Source organism: Kitasatospora sp. NPDC048298 (genome assembly GCF_043201465.1).
Classification (GTDB): domain Bacteria; phylum Actinomycetota; class Actinomycetes; order Streptomycetales; family Streptomycetaceae; genus Kitasatospora.
In genome coordinates this window covers 61,328-76,615 of the sequence record NZ_JBICYZ010000022.1, presented here as the reverse complement: position 1 = coordinate 76,615, position 15,288 = coordinate 61,328, and the positions used below count along the sequence as shown (strand labels likewise).

General features: G+C 75.8%; 16 protein-coding genes. 8 read left to right on the top strand and 8 right to left on the bottom strand.

All coding sequences use genetic code 11. The features are described 5' to 3' along the window. The first annotated feature begins 36 nt into the window (after positions 1–36). Positions 37–894, top strand: a complete 858-nt coding sequence (locus tag ACGF0D_RS18415; protein ID WP_392917380.1) for an NAD-dependent epimerase/dehydratase family protein — start codon at positions 37–39, stop codon at positions 892–894. 54 nt (positions 895–948) lie between these two features. On the opposite strand, the gene fusA is transcribed toward ACGF0D_RS18415, so the two are convergent. The 4 genes from fusA to ACGF0D_RS18395 form a co-directional block, all read right to left on the bottom strand. After that, positions 949–3,024 (bottom strand): elongation factor G, encoded by a 2,076-nt coding sequence (gene fusA / locus ACGF0D_RS18410; RefSeq protein WP_392917378.1) that lies wholly within the window; start codon positions 3,022–3,024, stop codon positions 949–951. A gap of 367 nt (positions 3,025–3,391) precedes the next feature. After that, positions 3,392–3,904, bottom strand: coding sequence for a hemerythrin domain-containing protein (locus tag ACGF0D_RS18405; protein ID WP_392917376.1), 513 nt, complete (start codon positions 3,902–3,904; stop codon positions 3,392–3,394). A gap of 188 nt (positions 3,905–4,092) precedes the next feature. Further along, the gene (locus ACGF0D_RS18400; protein WP_392917373.1) at positions 4,093–4,680 is read right to left on the bottom strand and encodes a nuclear transport factor 2 family protein; all 588 of its coding nucleotides are present in this window, start codon (positions 4,678–4,680) and stop codon (positions 4,093–4,095) included. A 68-nt stretch (positions 4,681–4,748) separates the two neighbouring features. Further along, complete coding sequence (locus ACGF0D_RS18395; protein ID WP_392917370.1) at positions 4,749–5,693, bottom strand: DMT family transporter; 945 nt, start codon at positions 5,691–5,693, stop codon at positions 4,749–4,751. Positions 5,694–5,742: 49 nt separating this feature from the next. Here ACGF0D_RS18395 and ACGF0D_RS18390 point away from each other — a divergent pair, with 49 nt between their 5' ends. From ACGF0D_RS18390 to ACGF0D_RS18380, 3 genes are all read left to right on the top strand, one after another. Next, positions 5,743–6,372 (top strand): MarR family winged helix-turn-helix transcriptional regulator, encoded by a 630-nt coding sequence (locus tag ACGF0D_RS18390; RefSeq protein ID WP_392917367.1) that lies wholly within the window; start codon positions 5,743–5,745, stop codon positions 6,370–6,372. Positions 6,373–6,383: 11 nt separating this feature from the next. Then, positions 6,384–6,908, top strand: a complete 525-nt coding sequence (locus ACGF0D_RS18385) for a DUF6328 family protein (protein WP_392917365.1) — start codon at positions 6,384–6,386, stop codon at positions 6,906–6,908. Positions 6,909–6,978: 70 nt separating this feature from the next. Further along, the gene (locus ACGF0D_RS18380; protein ID WP_392879170.1) at positions 6,979–7,581 is read left to right on the top strand and encodes an AAA family ATPase; all 603 of its coding nucleotides are present in this window, start codon (positions 6,979–6,981) and stop codon (positions 7,579–7,581) included. A 297-nt stretch (positions 7,582–7,878) separates the two neighbouring features. On the opposite strand, the gene ACGF0D_RS18375 is transcribed toward ACGF0D_RS18380, so the two are convergent. Then, a complete protein-coding gene (locus tag ACGF0D_RS18375; protein ID WP_392917362.1) occupies positions 7,879–8,613 on the bottom strand; it encodes a helix-turn-helix domain-containing protein in 735 nt (244 codons plus the stop codon). 255 nt (positions 8,614–8,868) lie between these two features. Between ACGF0D_RS18375 and ACGF0D_RS18370 the strand changes: the two genes are divergently transcribed. The 3 genes from ACGF0D_RS18370 (at position 8,869) to ACGF0D_RS18360 (ending at position 11,194) form a co-directional block, all read left to right on the top strand. Beyond that, positions 8,869–9,534, top strand: a complete 666-nt coding sequence (locus ACGF0D_RS18370) for a DUF4097 family beta strand repeat-containing protein (protein ID WP_392917359.1) — start codon at positions 8,869–8,871, stop codon at positions 9,532–9,534. A 38-nt stretch (positions 9,535–9,572) separates the two neighbouring features. Beyond that, complete coding sequence (locus ACGF0D_RS18365) at positions 9,573–10,424, top strand: alpha/beta fold hydrolase (RefSeq protein WP_392917357.1); 852 nt, start codon at positions 9,573–9,575, stop codon at positions 10,422–10,424. Between the two features lie 119 nt (positions 10,425–10,543). Beyond that, positions 10,544–11,194, top strand: a complete 651-nt coding sequence (locus ACGF0D_RS18360; protein WP_392879160.1) for a GNAT family N-acetyltransferase — start codon at positions 10,544–10,546, stop codon at positions 11,192–11,194. Positions 11,195–11,344: 150 nt separating this feature from the next. Here the strand turns inward: ACGF0D_RS18360 and ACGF0D_RS18355 are convergent, their stop codons facing one another. The 3 genes from ACGF0D_RS18355 to ACGF0D_RS18345 all read right to left on the bottom strand — a co-directional run bounded on the left by ACGF0D_RS18355 (position 11,345) and on the right by ACGF0D_RS18345 (position 13,848). After that, positions 11,345–12,064: an HAD family hydrolase gene (locus tag ACGF0D_RS18355; protein ID WP_392917354.1), complete on the bottom strand. Its 720-nt coding sequence runs from the start codon at positions 12,062–12,064 to the stop codon at positions 11,345–11,347. A 26-nt stretch (positions 12,065–12,090) separates the two neighbouring features. Beyond that, positions 12,091–13,326, bottom strand: coding sequence for an alpha/beta hydrolase family protein (locus ACGF0D_RS18350; RefSeq protein ID WP_392917351.1), 1,236 nt, complete (start codon positions 13,324–13,326; stop codon positions 12,091–12,093). 168 nt (positions 13,327–13,494) lie between these two features. Beyond that, positions 13,495–13,848, bottom strand: coding sequence for an ArsR/SmtB family transcription factor (locus ACGF0D_RS18345; protein WP_392917348.1), 354 nt, complete (start codon positions 13,846–13,848; stop codon positions 13,495–13,497). A gap of 137 nt (positions 13,849–13,985) precedes the next feature. On the opposite strand from ACGF0D_RS18345, the gene ACGF0D_RS18340 reads away from it, so the two are divergent. Further along, positions 13,986–15,167 (top strand): MFS transporter, encoded by a 1,182-nt coding sequence (locus ACGF0D_RS18340; protein WP_392917347.1) that lies wholly within the window; start codon positions 13,986–13,988, stop codon positions 15,165–15,167. The last annotated feature ends 121 nt before the right edge of the window (positions 15,168–15,288 follow it).

Below are 15,288 nucleotides of genomic sequence, written 5' to 3'. Positions count from 1 at the left end.
GTCGGAGGAGGTCGACTTCCTTGGAGGGGACGGGCGATGGCGAGGATCCTGGTGACGGGTGCGACCGGTTCGGTGGGCAGCCGGCTGGTGCCGCGGCTGGTGCGGTGGGCGGCGGCGGACGGCTCGTCGGTGCGGGTGCTGGCGCGTGACGCGGCGAAGGCGGCGGCCCTGGCGGATGCCGGGGTGGAGGTGGTGGTCGGCGACCTGTGCGAGGAGGCGGACCGGGCGCGGGCGCTGGAGGGGGCCGAGGTGGTGCTGAACGTGGCGGCGGCGCTGCGGGGGGTGTCGGACGAGGCCGCGTGGGCGGTCAACCGGGATGCGGCGGTGGCGCTGGGCCGTCAGGCGGCGCGGGCCGGGGTGGCGCGGTTCGTCCACACCAGTACGAACCTGGTGTACGGGCGGGGGCTGGGGCGCCCCGCGGTGGAGGGCGACCGGCTCGCGCCGGATCCGGCGTGGGGGGTGTACGCGGCGTCCAAGGCGCGGGCCGAGGCGGGACTGCGTGCCCTGGGCGGTGAACTGCCGCTGGTGGTGGCGCGGTTGGCGTTCGTGTACGGGGAGGGTGATCCGCACCTGGCGCAGTCGCTGCGCTGGGCGGCCGGCTGGCCCGCGCACCGGCGTCTGGCGGTCGTGCACCACGCGGACGTGGCACGGGCGCTGTGGCGCGCGGTGGCGGTGCCCGGCATCGAGGGGCGCACGTACAACGTGGGCGACGACGCGCCGCTGACGGCCTGGGACCTGTATGCGCTCAACGGGCTTGCCCATCCTGGCGGTTCGGCCGCGGAGGCGTTCGACCCGTGGGAGGGCCAGGTGTCCACGGAGGCGGCGCGCCGGGAGCTGGGCTGGCGGCCGCTGTACCCGTCGGCGTGGGCGGCGGCCGACGCCGGGGCGCTGTAGCGGGCGCCGGGGTGCCGCCCGGCCCTCCTCGGGGGGAGGGCCGGGCGGTGCGGGTCAGCCGGCCGGGGCGGGGGCGTAGCCGGCCGGGCGGGTGGTGAAGGTGCCGCGGCCCTGGGTGCGGCCGCGCAGGCGGCCCGCGTAGCCGAAGAGTTCGGCGAGCGGGACCAGGGCGCTGACCTGGGCGGTGGCGGTGGCGGGGCCGGGTTCGGTGGCCCGGATGTGGCCGCGGCGGGCGGCGAGGTCGCCGAGGACGGTGCCCAGGGCGTCCTCGGGCACGGTGACGCTCACCTCGGCGAGCGGTTCGAGCAGGTGCATGCGCGAGGCGCGCAGGGCCGCGCGCACGCCGAGGCGGGCGGCGGTGCGGAAGGCGAGTTCGGAGGAGTCCTTGGGGTGGGTGGCGCCGTCGGTGAGGGTGACGGCGACGCCGGTGACCGGGTGCCCGCCGAGCGGGCCGTCGGTCAGGGCGTCGCGGCAGCCGGCCTCGACGGCCTGGACGTACTCGCGCGGCACCCGTCCGCCGGTGACGGTGGAGGTGAACGCGAAGTCCTCCTCGGTGCCCGCCGGCAGGGGGTGGACGTCGAGGACGAGGTGGGCGAACTGGCCGGCGCCGCCGTCCTGTTTGGCGTGCCGGTAGGTGAAGCCGGTGACGCCCTGGAGGAGGGCCTCGCGCAGGGCGACGCGCGGGCGCCCGACGACGGCTTCGACGCCGCTCTCGCGCCGGATCTTCTCCACCGCGACCTCCAGGTGCAGTTCGCCCAGGCCGGACAGGGTGCGCTGGCCGGTCTCGGGGTCGGTGGCCACGCGCAGCGCGGGGTCCTCCTCGGCGAGGCGGGCGAGGGCGGTGGCGAGCTTGTCGGTGTCGGCGGCGCGGCGGGCCTCGACGGCGACGGTGACGACCGGTTCGGCGCTCACGGGGGCCTCCAGGACGATGGGGTGATCGGCGTCGCACAGGGTGGCGCCGACGCGGGTGTGCTTGGGGCCGGCGACGGCGACGATGTCGCCGGCGCGCGCCTCGTCGGTCTCGGTGTGGCGGCCGGCCGGGTCGGTGAGGATGCGGGCGACGCGTTCGTGGCGGCCGGTGGTGGTGTCGAGCACGGTGTCTCCCTTGTGCAGGGTTCCGGCGTACAGGCGCAGGTGGGTCAGGCGCCCGGTGGGGGCGGCGGTGACCTTGAACGCCAGGGCGGTCAGGGGCTGTCGGGGGTCGGCCTCGCGCTGCTGGGTGCCGTCGGCGGAGCGGGTGGGCGGGACGTCGAGCGGGGAGGGCAGGTAGGCGACGGCGGCGTCCAGGAGCGGTTCGATGCCGCGGTTGCGGTAGGCGGAGCCGCACAGCACCACGACGGCCTCGCCGGTGCGGGTGAGGTCGCGCAGGGCGGTGGTGAGGGTGGCGGCGCTCAGGGTGGCGTCGGCGCAGAACTCCTCCAGGGCGTCGGGGTGCAGTTCGGCCACCGCCTGCGCCAGGGCGTGGCGGCGCTCGGCGGCCTCGGCCTCCAGGTGGGCGGGGACCGGGCCCTCGTGCGGGGTTCCGTCGTCGTGCCAGGTGAGGGCGCGCAGGCGCACGAGGTCGACGACGCCGGTGAACGACTCCTCGGTGCCGATGGGTAGTTGGACGGCCAGCGGGTGCGGGTGCAGGCGTTCGCGGATGGCGTCGACGGCGGTGTCCAGGTCGGCGCCGGCGCGGTCGAGCTTGTTGACGAAGGCGATGCGCGGCACGCCGTGGCGTTCGGCCTGGCGCCACACCGACTCGCTCTGCGGCTCGACGCCGGCGACCGCGTCGAACACCGCCACGGCGCCGTCGAGCACGCGCAGGGAGCGTTCGACCTCGTCGGCGAAGTCGACGTGGCCGGGGGTGTCGATGAGGTTGATCCGATGCCCGGCCCAGGCGCAGGTGACGGTGGCGGCGAAGATGGTGATGCCGCGTTCGCGTTCCTGGGGGTGGCAGTCGGTGACGGTGGTGCCGTCGTGGACCTCGCCGCGCTTGTGGGTGGTGCCGGTGAGGTAGAGGATCCGCTCGGTGACGGTGGTCTTGCCGGCGTCGACGTGGGCGAGGATGCCGAGGTTGCGGACGGCGGCGATGGTGTCGTTCGCGGTGCTGGCGGTGGTGTTCGCGGCGGTGGTGGTGTGGGTGCGCATGGCCCGGGTGCCTTTCGAGGCGGTTCGCTTCTGGGGTGGGCGCGCGATCGTGCAGTACCGCTGCTGATGGTCCGTCATGTCCGGTGCCATGGCCGGCTCGTGCGAGAACGTGGCGGGGCGCTTCGGGTGTCAGACGGTGGCGGCACTGCTCCGGTGCCGGCCGCGCAGCGGGCACCGGGAGGGACGGGACACCAAAATCACCTCGTACCGCGACGCGGGAGAGGGGGCGGCGGCACTGCGCTTCGGCATGGCCGCCCGCCCCCTCTCCTCGTTGCTGTCGTCGTCGCGGTCGTCGCGGTTTGGCCGCACCTCGGGGCGCGGCCGCGTGGCGAGTGTAGGGAAGGCGGGCCGTACGGGGCGACGGGTTTTACGGCGCCCGGAAGCGCAGCACCGCCTCGGACCAGCCGTCGTCGCCCGCCCCGGCGTCCAGGGCGGCGCCGATGGCGCGTTCCTCGTACGCGAAGTGGGATTCCATGATGGCGGCGAGACCGTCGAGTTCGCGTCCGACGGCCTCCAGGTCGGTGGCGGGGGCCGCCTCGGCGGGGGTGGTGGCGGCGGCCTGGTCGGCGAGGTCGCGCACCCGGATGAGGATGTGGGTGATGAAGCCGTGGTCCTCGACGAGTTTGCCGATGGTGGGTGCCAGGTCGGGCCGTTCGCGCAGGAGTTGGGCGAACAGGCCGGTGTCCTCGCCCTGGTGGTGGTGGGTCAGGGCGGTGCAGAAGGCCAGGCAGTGGGCGAGGAGCGGGTCGTCATGGCCGTCCGGGCGGCGGGGGCGGCCGAGGCCGGCGCGCAGGTCGGCGAGGCGGCGGCGCAAGTCCTGGTGCGCGCGGGCGAGTTGCAGGCTGAGGGCGGCCGTACGGCCGGTGGGGCGGGAGGCCACGGGGGGCGGTCCCTTCGGTTGCGCACCTCCATGCCTGACGCGGTCCGTCACCGGCACGCGATGCTCACGCCATCCGATCACGCGTCCGGGCCGGCGGGCAAGCGCGGTGCCGGTGCCCAGCCGGTCTCCGGGCCGGTATCCGGGCCGGTATCCGGGCCGGCGTCACCGCCCGGCGTCACTGCCTGCCGTCACTGCCCGCCGGCGAGGTCGCGCAGGGTCGCCTCGGCCTTCGGGGTCGGGGTGAGCGGGCCCTTGCCGGTCGTCCACACGGCCCGCACGTCGAGGCTGCGCAGGCGCCAGCCGTCGGGGGTGCGCACCGCCTCGCCGGTGAACGTGCCGCCGACGTCGAAGTGGCCGCCGGGCTCCTCGCCGCGCGCCCGCTGGGTCGAGGCGAGGTGGACGTGGGCCATGACGGCGTTCCAGCGCACCGCGGCCCGGTCCCCGTCCAGGTCGATCATGTAGTTGGCGCCCACGTGCTGGGTCCGCTCGAACTTGCCGAGGGTGGCCTGCTCGGACTCGGCCAGCCCGTCGATCCCCTCGTGCTCCCCCACCGGCGAGGTGATCCGCACGTCGGGGGTGAAGTGGCGCCGCGCCCATGCCTCGTCGAACCGCCCGCCGCCGCCGGGCACCGCATCGAGGCTGAGCAGGTAGCCGTCGATGAGGCCGGTGATGTCGGCTCGGTCGGTGAGGACCCGGACCCGCTGCTCGAGAGCGGCGAAGTCCGCGGCGGTGGGCGCGGCGGCGCCGGGCGTGGCGGTGGTCATGGCGGTGGTCATGGCGGGGCTCCCCGGGATCGCGGTGCGGGCCGCGGCCGGTTCGGCCGCGCACCACGGAGACTAGGAGTTCAAGTCGACTTGAGATCAAGGCCTCGGGACCCGCACCCGTCCCGCCCCTCGGCGGGATCAGGCCCGGCGGCGGGTGCGGGTTCGGGCCCGGCGGCGCGGGCGCGCGGGCGGCCGAGCAGGATTCCGGCGGCCACCAGGGCCAGTCCCGCGCCCTGGCGCACCCCGAAGGGATCGCCGTCCAGCGCGGCGCCCAGCAGGACGCCGGTGAGCGGGTTGAGCAGTCCGAGCAGGCCGACCGTGCCGGCCGGCAGGTGGCGCAGTCCGGCGAACCAGCAGGTGAAGGCGAGCGCGGTGGCGACGACGGTGCTGTAGCCGAAGGCGAGCAGGGTGGGTGCGTCCGCGGGCGGGGGTGCGCCCTCGACGGCGGCGGCGAGCGGCAGCAGCACCAGGGCGCCCGCGGTCAGCTGCCAGGCGGTGGCGGCGAGCGGGTCGGCGCCCTCGCGCCAGCGGGCGGCCAGCACGTAGCCGACGGAGGAGACCAGCATCGCCGCCGCGGAGGCCGCCAGCCCGGCCCAGCCGATCCCCTCCCCGGGCCCGGCCAGTGCCAGCGCGACCCCGGCCAGGCCCACCACCGACCCCGCCAGGTGCGCCCGGCGCGGGCGCTGGCCGGCCAGGGCCCAGGCGGTGAGCAGCATGGCCAGTGGGGAGGCGGCCATGACGGTGGCGGCGGCGCTGGTGGGCAGCAGTTGGGAGGCGAGGTAGAGCAGGACGAAGAAGGCGGCGGTGTTGAGCAGGCCGAGCAGGGCGCTGCGCCACCACCAGGCGCCGTGCGGGCGGCGGCGGGCGAGGGCGAGCAGCAGCAGGCCGGCGGGCAGGGCGCGCAGGGCGGCGCCCCACAGCGGGCGGTCGGCGGGCAGGTGGGCGTGGGTGACCCAGTAGTTGGCGCCCCAGGCGACGGGGGCGAGGGCGGTGAGCAGCACCCACCACCGAGGGTTGGCTTCCATGGAAGGCAATATAGCTTCCTGGGAAGCGATTGTGGGTAGGGTGGTGTCCATGGAGCCCGACCAGCACGAGGACCCCCACGAGGACCGGCACGCGGAGCCCCGCGAGGCCCCGTACGCGGAGCCGCACGCGGACCACGTCGCCCGGATCCAGGCCGCGTGGCGGCGTGAGCGCCCCGACCTGGACGTCTCCCCGTTGGCCGTCATCGGGCGTCTGCACCGCCTCGCCGCCCGTCTGACGGCCGAGCTGACGCTCGTCTACCAGCGCTACGGGCTGGGCGAGGGCGAGTTCGACGTGCTCGCCGCGCTGCGTCGCGCCGGCGCCCCGTACGAGCGGGCCCCGGGCGAGCTGGCCGCGCACACGATGGTGACCACGGGGGCGATGACCAAGCGGGTCGATCGTCTGGAGCGTGCCGGGCTGGTCACCCGGCGTCCCGCCGTGGACGACCGGCGCGGGCGTGTGGTGGCCCTGACCGACGCCGGGCGGCGGCTGTTCGACGAGGCGTTCACCGCCCACATCCGCAACGAGCACCGGCTGCTGGCCCACCTGAGCCCGCAGGAGGCCGCCGCCCTGCGGGGTCTGCTCACCGCCTGGCAGCACCGCCTGGACGGCTCCGGCGGCGACACCGGGGACGGCGGCGGTTGCGTCGGCGGCACCCGCGGCGGGGACGGCGGGCCGTGAGAAGCTGACGCATGAACAGCGCACCGCCCCCGCCGCCGGACGCCCCGACGCCCTCCCCCGCTCCCCCGCCCGGCTGGGAGAATCCGGAGGTGCGGGCCGACCGGCGCCTGGTGGAGATGCTCCAGGAGCTGCGGGTGCTCCAGACCGGTGTGCAGATCGTCTTCGCCTTCCTGCTCGGTGTCGCCTTCACCCCGCGCTTCACCCAGCTCACCGACGCCCAGCAGGACATCTACGTCGCCACCCTGCTGCTGTCGGTCGTCGCCGCGGCCGTGCTGGCCACCCCGGTCGCGTTGCACCGCGGCCTGTACCACCACCCCGGCAAGCAACGGATCGTCACCGTCTCGGTCCGCATCGCCCAGGTGGGCCTGCTGCTGCTCGCCTGCGCGCTGACCGGGGCCGTGCTGCTGGTCCTGGACGTCGTCCTCGGCCCGGTGCCGGCGGTGCCGATCACCTGCGCGATCGCGCTGATCTTCGCCGTGCTGTGGTTCGTCCTGCCCTGGGCGGTGCGCCGCTGCGCCGCCCGCGACCGCACCTGACCCGCTCGGCCCCGCCGTCTCCCCCGCCCCTCGGGGCCGGCCGGCGCCCCGGACCGTCTACCGTGCCGGTATGCATACCGACGAAAGCCCGTGGGACGTCCTGCTGATCGGCGGTGCGTCCGGCCTCGGCAAGAGCCGCGCCGCCGCCCTGCTGTCCGCCCGGCACGGCGCGTTCGTGGTCGAGTTCGACGACGTCGTGGCCGCCCTGCAGGCCGCCACCACCCCCGCCGGCCACCCGGGCCTGCACCACTTCGCCGCCGTGCCCGACCCCGACGCGCTGCCCGCCGACCGCGTCCTGGAACTGCAGATCGCCACCGCCCGCGCCCTGGACGAGGCGCTGCTCGGCGTCGTGCGCAACCGGCTCACCGTCGACGTGCCCGCGATCGTGGAGGGCGACTACCTCACCCCGGCCGCCGCCGCCCGCGCCGCCGCCGAGGCCGCCGGGCAGGGCCGGCGCGTGCGCGCGGTCTTCCTGCACGAGGACGACCCGCGGCGCATCGGCGCCAACTACGCCGACCGCGAGCCGGATTGCGGACCCCAGCCCGAACGCGCCGCCGTCAGCGCCCGCTACAGCACCTGGCTCGCCGACCAGGCCCGCGCCCACGCCCTGCCCGTGGTCGACTGCCGCCCGTACGCCACCCTGCCCGAACGCCTGGCCGCCGCCCTGGCCTGACGGCCGCCCGGGCCAGGCCGGACCGGACCGGACCGACGAGCCGCCCTCCAGGAGTTCGCGTCCGGTGCCCGATGTGGCCGCCGCCGTACGGGAGTCGGTGCCCGGCGGGGGCCACGGGGCGATCGATACCGCGCTGCTCGGCGTACGCGCCTGGGCACGGTGCCCGGGCGCACCGCCGCCCGGAGGCCGGAGGCCCGCGCGGACGGCCGGCGGCGGATCCGGACGGCCGAGAGGGCCGCGCCGCGTCGGGCGGCCTGAACCCCGGGCGCGGAGTGGGAAGTCGGACCCGCCGACTTCCTACTCCGGGGTGTCCTCGGCTGCCGTGGCGGGTTTGGTGTGGAGGACCTCGCGGGCCTGTTCGGCGGCGCGCACGATGCTCTCGCTGATGAAGTCGAGGAAGCGGGCGATGTTCTCCAGGCGGACGGCGGCGGGGGTGTCGGGGCCGAGGACGGCGACGCCCTCGCGGGCGGCCTCGATGACCCGGTCGTTGGCGCGGGCGCTGGCGATGACCGCCTGGTAGTAGAGCTCGTCGTCGACGATGTAGCGGTCGCGGCGGCGTTCGTCGCGTTCGCGGCGTACCAGGCTCTGGCTCTCCAGGAAGGCGATGGCCTTGGAGATGGAGGCCGGGCTGACCTGCAGGCGCCCGGCGAGTTCGGCGGCGGTGAGACTGCCCGCGTCGGTGGTGGACAGGCAGGTGACCACCCGGGCCGCCATCCGGTTCAGGCCCGAGCCCATGAGGACGGTGGTGAGCCGTTCCTCGTAGGCGGCGACGGCCTCGTCGTCGCGCCCGTGCGGGCGTGCGGCGGAGGTCGGCCCGCCGGGGGCGGTGGGGCGGCGCCGGGCACGGTGTTCGGTGGCGCGGTGGGCCAGGTCGGCACGGTAGGCGAGCGGGCCGCCGTTGCGCATGACCTCGCGGGTGACGGTCGAGGTGGGGCGTTCCAGGCGCCGGGCGATCTCGGCGTAGGGGAGGCTGTCGGCCAGCCCGAGCGCGATCTGCTGGCGTTCCTGCTGGGTGAGCCTGCCTCCCGGCATCGCGTTCCTCCTCGGTGGTGGGTGGGCGGGTGGTTCCCGCGCCGTCGCGCCCACCATAGCGTTCACCTTCCGCTCATTGCAATGATCTTCACCATCGTCGTTGCATTACCGGACATGCCCGTTGCAACAGTTTCCCACCATCCACCTGCAGCAATGGCATTTTGATGCAACGAATCAGTTGCCGAGATATTGAAAGCAACGTAGCGTTTCCAATGTCGGAAACACCGATGGACCGCAGCGCAACAGGAGAGCACCGTGCAGAAGTTCGACACCCCCGCCCCCGTCACCGTCGTCCTGGACATCCCCGGCGGGCACGTGCGGCTCATCGCCGCCGAACGCGTCGACACCACCGTCGAGGTCCGGCCCGCCGAGGCCGGCAGCGGCCGGGACGCGCGGGCCGCCGAGCGGACCACCGTCGACCTGGCCGACGGCGTCCTGCGGATCGTCACCGCCGCGGCCGGGCACCAGCTCGTGGGCCCCACCGGCTCGCTGGAGGTCACCGTCCGGGTGCCGGCCGGCTCCGCCGTCCGGGGCACGGCCGCCGCCGCCGAACTGCGCACCGTCGGCCGCCTCGGCGCCGTCGCCTTCGACGGCGCGTACCGCAGCACCAAGATCGACGAGGCCGCGAGCCTGGAACTGAGCGCCGTCGACGGCGACGTCGAGGTCGGCCGCCTCACCGGCCCCGCCCGGATCACCACCACCCGCGGCGACATCCGCGTCACCGAGGCCCGACGCGGCACCGTCGAGCTGAGCACCCGGTCCGGGAACATCACCGTCGGCGCCGCTGCCGGCGTCAGCGCCGCCCTGGACGCCGGCACCGGCCACGGCCGCGTCGACAACGCCCTGCGCAACGACGGCACCCCCGCGCTCGCCGTCCGCGCCACCACCGCCCACGGCGACATCACCGCCCGCAGCCTCTGACACCCGCCCGGACCCGACACCATCCAGGGGGAAACGCCTTGACCGCCGACACCGCACGCACCACCACCGCGAAGGCCTGGACCGGCATGGTCCCGGTCGACGACACCGCCCTGGCCGTCACCGACACCGGCGGAGACGGCCTGCCCGTGGTCTACCTCAACGGCCAGTTCGCCACCCAGGGCTACTGGCGCCACGTCATCGGCGAACTCGGCCCGCACCTGCGGCACATCACCTACGACGAGCGGGCCCGCGGCCGCAGGTCCCGGCGCTCCGCGGACTACTCCTTCGAAGCCGCCGTCCGCGACGTCGACGCCGTCCTCGCCGCCCGCGGCGTGCGGCGGGCCCTGGCGGTGGGCTGGTCCTACGGCGCGTTCGTCGCCGCGCACTGGGCCTCCCGCAACCCGCAGCGCGCCGTCGGCGCGGTCCTGGTGGAGGGCGCCGAGCCGCACGACTGGCTCGACGAGGAAATGGAACGGCGCATCCACCGCCAGTTCCGCCTGTGGTACCCGCTCATGGTGCTGCTGCGCCCCACCGGCCTGACCCCGCGGATGACGCCCCGGCAGATGGCGCAGTGCAACATCGAGCTGGGCATGATCGGCAGCGCCGGCGCGCTGGGCCCGGTCCTGGACGCCGTCACCGTGCCGACCCGGTACGTGCTCGCCTCGGGGGCCTCGCTGGGCAGCAAGGGCGACGAGCAGGAACTGATCCGCGCGGCCGTGCCGGCGGTGACCGAGCGCAACCCGCACATCAGGCTCAGCGCGAAGGTCCCCTCCACCCACGACACGATCCTGAAGAAGGACTTCCGCGCCGTCGCCGACGCCGTCCGCGAGGTCGCCGCCCTCGACCACCCCGGCCGCCCCGACCCCGGCCCCGGCCCCGACGGCCGCTGACGCCCAACCCCCCTGACACGGCCCCACCCGTGACGCTGCGTCACACCCGGTGGGGCCGGTGCCGTGCGGGACGCGGAAATGCCGGTGCGCGGCGCGGGCCCGGTGGGCACACTGATCCGATGATCATCGACCACTGGCCCCTGCAGGGGCTGCGCGTGACCTCGCCCCGCCTGGAACTGCGCCTGCCCGCCGACGACGAACTGGCCGAGGTGGCCGACGTCGCCGCCCGCGGCGTCCACCTGCCCCAGGACCGTCCCTTCCTGACGCCCTGGGGCGAGCTGCCGGCCGCCGAACGCGCCCGGCACGTACTGCAGTTGCACTGGGCGCGGCTGGGCCGCTGGAGCGCGGAGCACTGGGAGCTGAACCTGGTCGCCTTCCACGAGGGGCGCCCGGTGGGCATCCAGGACATGCGGGCCAAGGAGTTCGGCGCGCGGCGCGAGATCGTCTCCGGTTCCTGGCTCGGCCTGGAGCACCAGGGCAGGGGCCTGGGCACCGAGATGCGCGCCGCGATGCTCCACCTGGCCTTCGCGGAGCTGGGCGCGCAGTCGGCGACCTCGCTGTCCTTCGCCGACAACCACTCCTCCCTGGCCGTCTCCCGCAAGCTCGGCTACCGCGACGACGGCATCGACCGCGACGTCCTGGACGGCCGGGTGGTGGTCTCCCGGCGCCTGCGCCTGACCCCCGAGGCCTGGGCCGAGCACGCCCGCACCCCGGTCACCGTCACCGGCCTGAGCGACGGCTGCCGCGCCCTGTTCGGCCTGCCCGGCTGACTTCCCGCACGAGCGGCCGACTCGCCCGGCCACCCCCGGCGCGCGGCCACGGCCCCGCACGAGCCCGGCACCATCGGCTCCCCGCGCCGGAAGTCGGCCCTGCCGGCTTCCGGCGCGGCTCGGCGCAGGAAGCGCGCGGAGGGGGATGTCTCAGGTGGGGAGGGCGGCGGGCAGAGCGGTGAGGGTGTGCAGGACGGGGATGTCGTGCTCGGCCGGGGTGGGGTGGGTGGCGGTGCGGTCGAGCCAGAAGGGGTGGAGGCCGGCGTCCAGGGCAGCGAGGGCGTCGAGGGTGTAGTTGTCGCCGACGTGGGCGACCTGGTGCGGGGGCAGGCCGAGGCGGGCGCAGGCGGTGAGGAAGATGCCGGGGGCGGGTTTGGCTTCGCCGTGTTCGTCGGAGCAGACGATGGCGGTGTCCTCGAAGTGGTGCAGCAGGCCGGTGGCGTGGAGTTTGCGGCGCTGCTGGGCGGTGGAGGAGTTGGAGACGATGCCGAGGCGGTGGGTGGGGGCGAGGGCGGCGAGGACGGGTGCGGCGTCGGGGAAGGCCGCCTGGGCGGCGTCGCGGTGGGCGGTGTAGCCGGCGAACCAGGCGGCGGCCCTCTCGTCGGGCATGGCGGCGGTGTCCTCGCCGAGGCGGGCGAGGAAGTGGCGGGTGCGTTCGTGCTGCTGTGCGGTGAAGGTCAGTTCGCCGGACAGGAAGCGCGCGTACTGCTCCCGCGTGACCTCGCGCCACAGCGCCACAGCGGCCTGGGGGCCGGGCAGGCGGCGCAGCAGGTCGAGGTGGTGCAGGTGGGCGAGGATGCCGGCCTGTTCGGAGCCGGAGTAGTCGAACAGGGTGTCGTCGACGTCGAAGAGCACGCCTCGGATCGGCATGTGGGGGTCCTTTTGTCGGTGCTTGTTCAGGCGTCGAAGCGGATCTCGGGCCAGTGCGGGGTGGGGCCGTCCAGCAGCGGGGTGGGGACGGCGCGCAGGTGGAGGTCGAAGTAGGCGGTGAGGTAGGCGCGTTGGGCGGCGACGGCGCGGCGGGGGTCGCCGGTGCCGAGGAAGTGCTCCAGTTGGTCGGGGGGCCAGGCGAAGGCGGGCTGGCCCTGGGGGACGAGCAGTTGGAGGTCGCAGTAGGACAGGTGTCCGGAGTGGGTGAGGGTCAGGCGTCGGCGCCAGCCGGTCAGGTGCGGCCACAGGGTGTCCCACATGGTGTCGCGGGCGGGGCTGTCCCAGGCGGAGGCCATCAGCAGCAGGGGGCGGGTCTGGTCGGCGGTGGCGCTGGTGCCGAACAGGGGGCCGTCGAGGATGGCGCCGGCGCGGATGCGCGGGTCGTCGTGGAGGGCTTGGGCGGTGGTGGCGCCGCCCATGGAGTGGCCGAACATGCCGACGGCGTCGAGGTCGAGGGCGGTGTCCAGGCCGGCGGGCAGCGGGCCGCCTGCGAGGTGGTCGAGGAGGAAGCGGACGTCGGCGGCGCGGTAGGCGACGATCTCGGCGTCGGTCATCGCCTGGACGCGGGCCTTGTCGCGTACTTCCAGGCGCCGGCCGGGGAATTCGACCTCGCCGGCGTCGTAGGTGTGGTCGACGGCGGCGACGACGTGGCCGTGGGAGGCGAGTTCCTCGGCGAGGGCGGTGTTGAAGGCGCTGTCGGCGCCGGAGCCGTGGGAGTTGAGGACGACGGGGTGGCGGCGGGTGCGGTCGGCGGGGGCGTCCGGACGGGCGTGGGTGGTGGGCCAGGTGAGGCGGGCGTCGGGGACGCCGAAGTAGGCGGCCTGGAGGTGGGCGGTCTCGGCGGGGCTCATCCACGGCGCGTACGGGCCCCGGGCGCCGTTCTCGGCGGGGTACCAGAGGCGGGCGCGCAGTTCGCGCGGGCGCGGGGTGGGGGCCCAGGCGTCGGTGCGGGCGGTGTCGGTCAGGTGGAGCAGGGTGGTGCCGACGGGGCGCGGGCCGGTGGGCGCGGGCAGCCTCAGGCGGGGCTCCCCCGCCGCGCCGGCGGGAGCGCCGGCGGGCGCGGTGTCGGCGCGTGCAGTGTCGGCGCGTGCAGTGTCGGCGCGTGCGGGCCCGGCGGCGGTGGCGGCGCCGGCGGCGCCCAGGGCGAGTGCGCCGAGGACGCGGCGGCGGGAGGGCGGGCGGCCGGGCTGGGGTGCGGTCATGGGCGTGGCTCCTTCGGCGGGCGGGGCGGCGGGTGCGGCGGGTGCGCGTCCACCGTGCCCAGTGGGCCGGCCCGGGCGCGTCCGCCCGCGGCAGGAGCCGCCCGGGGGCGGTTACGTCCGCGGGCCTACGCCTGCGGCGCCACCCCCGCGGCCTCTCCCCCTAGGGGGTCAACCGGCGGCTACGGCACGGGAGTTGCCGCGGGTGTCGCCTGAGGCCAGCAGTGCGTCGAGCAGTCCGGGGAAGCGGGCGTCGAGGTCGGCGCGGCGCAGGCTGACGAAGCGGTTGCGTCCGGCGACGCGGGTGGTGGTGACGCCGGCCTCGCGCAGTACCCGCATGTGGTGGGAGACGGTCGACTTGTGGAGGTGTTCCAGGCCCAGGCCGCGCGGGTCGCAGGAGTGTTCGCCGTCGTCGGCGTAGCTGAGCAGCAGGGTCATGCGCACGGGGTCGCCGAGGGCGTGCAGGACCGTGACGAGGTCGATGTCGGCGGTGGCGGGCTGGGGAAGCCGCTCGTCGTCGCTCATGGCGCACGCTCCTCGGGGGCCGCAGGGGGAACAGGACGGTTTGACAATCATCCACCAATGCCCGAGTGTTTGGCGAGCGTCAAACTGTTGCATGTCTATCCAACAATCCTTTCGCTTGCGCCCCGGGGGGCCCTCCCGTGCCCGTACGTCTGCTCCTGCTCGCCCTCGGCACCTTCGCCATGGGCACCGACTCGATGGTCGTCGCCGGCATCCTCGGCCCGATCTCCGCCGACCTGGGGGTGTCGGTGCCGGCCGCCGGCCAGCTGGTCACCGTCTTCGCGCTCGGCTACGCGCTGCTGGCCCCGGTGCTGGCCACGCTCACCGCCCGCTGGCCGCGCCGGCGTCTGCTGCTGACCGCGCTGGCGGTGTTCAGCGCGGCCAACGCGCTCAGCGCCCTCGCCCCCTCCTACGGGCTGCTGCTGGCCACCCGCGTGCTGGCCGCGGCCGGCGCCGCCCTCTACACGCCGACCGCCAACGCGGTGGCCACCACCCTGGTCGCCCCCGAGCGGCGCGGCCGGGCGCTGGCGACGGTGCTCGGCGGGATGACGGTGGCCACCGCGCTCGGCGTGCCGCTGGGCACCTGGGTGGGGCGCGCCGACTGGCGGATGACGATGTGGCTGGTCACCGCGCTGGGCCTGGCGGCGCTGGCCGGCCTGGCGCTGCTGCTGCGCGACCTGCCCGCCCCCACCGCCGCGCCCACCCTGCGCGCTCGCCTGGCGCCGCTGGGCCGGCCCCGGGTGCTGGGCGCCGCGGCCACCACGCTGGTGTTCTTCCTCGCCTTCCAGAGCGTCTACATCTACCTGGCCACCGCCGTCTCGGGCGCCACCGGCGGCGACGCCGACCGGCTGAGCGTCGTCCTGCTGACCTGCGGCGTGATGTCGGTGGCGGGCAGCTGGCTGGGCGGGCGCCTGGTGGACCGGATCGGGGTGCGGCGGGTGCTGCTGGCCGGCTCGGCGGTGGCCGCGGGCGCGTTCGCCGCGCTGCCGTGGCTGGGGCGCAGCATGCCGGGGGCGCTGGGGTACGCGCTGGTGGTGCCGTTGGCGGGGTGGGCGGTGTCGGTGGCGCTGCCGCACCGGCTGGCGTCGATCGATCCGGTGAACGCGCCGCTGCTGATCTCGTTGAACAGCAGTGCGCTGTACCTGGGGACGGCGGCGGGGGGTGTGGCGGGGTCGGCGGCGATCGCGGTGCTGGGCGGGCGGTGGTTCCCCCTCGCGGCGGCGGGGCTGGCGCTGGTGGCGTGTGCGGTGGCGGCGGCGTCGACCCGGGACGTGCGGCCGGTGCGGGCGGCGGCGCCGGGCCAAGGGGCGGTGCGCGCCTGAGAGGGGCGGGGGCCTGAACGGGCGGGGCCCGGAAGGGGCGGGTGCCCCGGTCCGTCGGACGGACCGGGGCACCGGGCGCGGTGGCGCTCCGTGGCGGTGGCACCCGTGCGGTGCCGGTGGG

Bases quoted from the DNA above. Each gene is read 5' to 3' on its own strand.
- ACGF0D_RS18355 (WP_392917354.1), bottom strand. From the start codon at position 12,064: ATGCCGATCCGAGGCGTGCTCTTCGACGTCGACGACACCCTGTTCGAC.
- ACGF0D_RS18345 (WP_392917348.1), bottom strand. From the start codon at position 13,848: ATGAGCGACGACGAGCGGCTTCCCCAGCCCGCCACCGCCGACATCGAC.
- ACGF0D_RS18395 (WP_392917370.1), bottom strand. From the start codon at position 5,693: ATGGAAGCCAACCCTCGGTGGTGGGTGCTGCTCACCGCCCTCGCCCCC.
- ACGF0D_RS18390 (WP_392917367.1), top strand. From the start codon at position 5,743: ATGGAGCCCGACCAGCACGAGGACCCCCACGAGGACCGGCACGCGGAG.
- fusA (WP_392917378.1), bottom strand. From the start codon at position 3,024: ATGCGCACCCACACCACCACCGCCGCGAACACCACCGCCAGCACCGCG.
- ACGF0D_RS18375 (WP_392917362.1), bottom strand. From the start codon at position 8,613: ATGCCGGGAGGCAGGCTCACCCAGCAGGAACGCCAGCAGATCGCGCTC.
- ACGF0D_RS18350 (WP_392917351.1), bottom strand. From the start codon at position 13,326: ATGACCGCACCCCAGCCCGGCCGCCCGCCCTCCCGCCGCCGCGTCCTC.
- ACGF0D_RS18385 (WP_392917365.1), top strand. From the start codon at position 6,384: ATGAACAGCGCACCGCCCCCGCCGCCGGACGCCCCGACGCCCTCCCCC.
- ACGF0D_RS18400 (WP_392917373.1), bottom strand. From the start codon at position 4,680: ATGACCACCGCCATGACCACCGCCACGCCCGGCGCCGCCGCGCCCACC.
- ACGF0D_RS18415 (WP_392917380.1), top strand. From the start codon at position 37: ATGGCGAGGATCCTGGTGACGGGTGCGACCGGTTCGGTGGGCAGCCGG.
- ACGF0D_RS18360 (WP_392879160.1), top strand. From the start codon at position 10,544: ATGATCATCGACCACTGGCCCCTGCAGGGGCTGCGCGTGACCTCGCCC.
- ACGF0D_RS18380 (WP_392879170.1), top strand. From the start codon at position 6,979: ATGCATACCGACGAAAGCCCGTGGGACGTCCTGCTGATCGGCGGTGCG.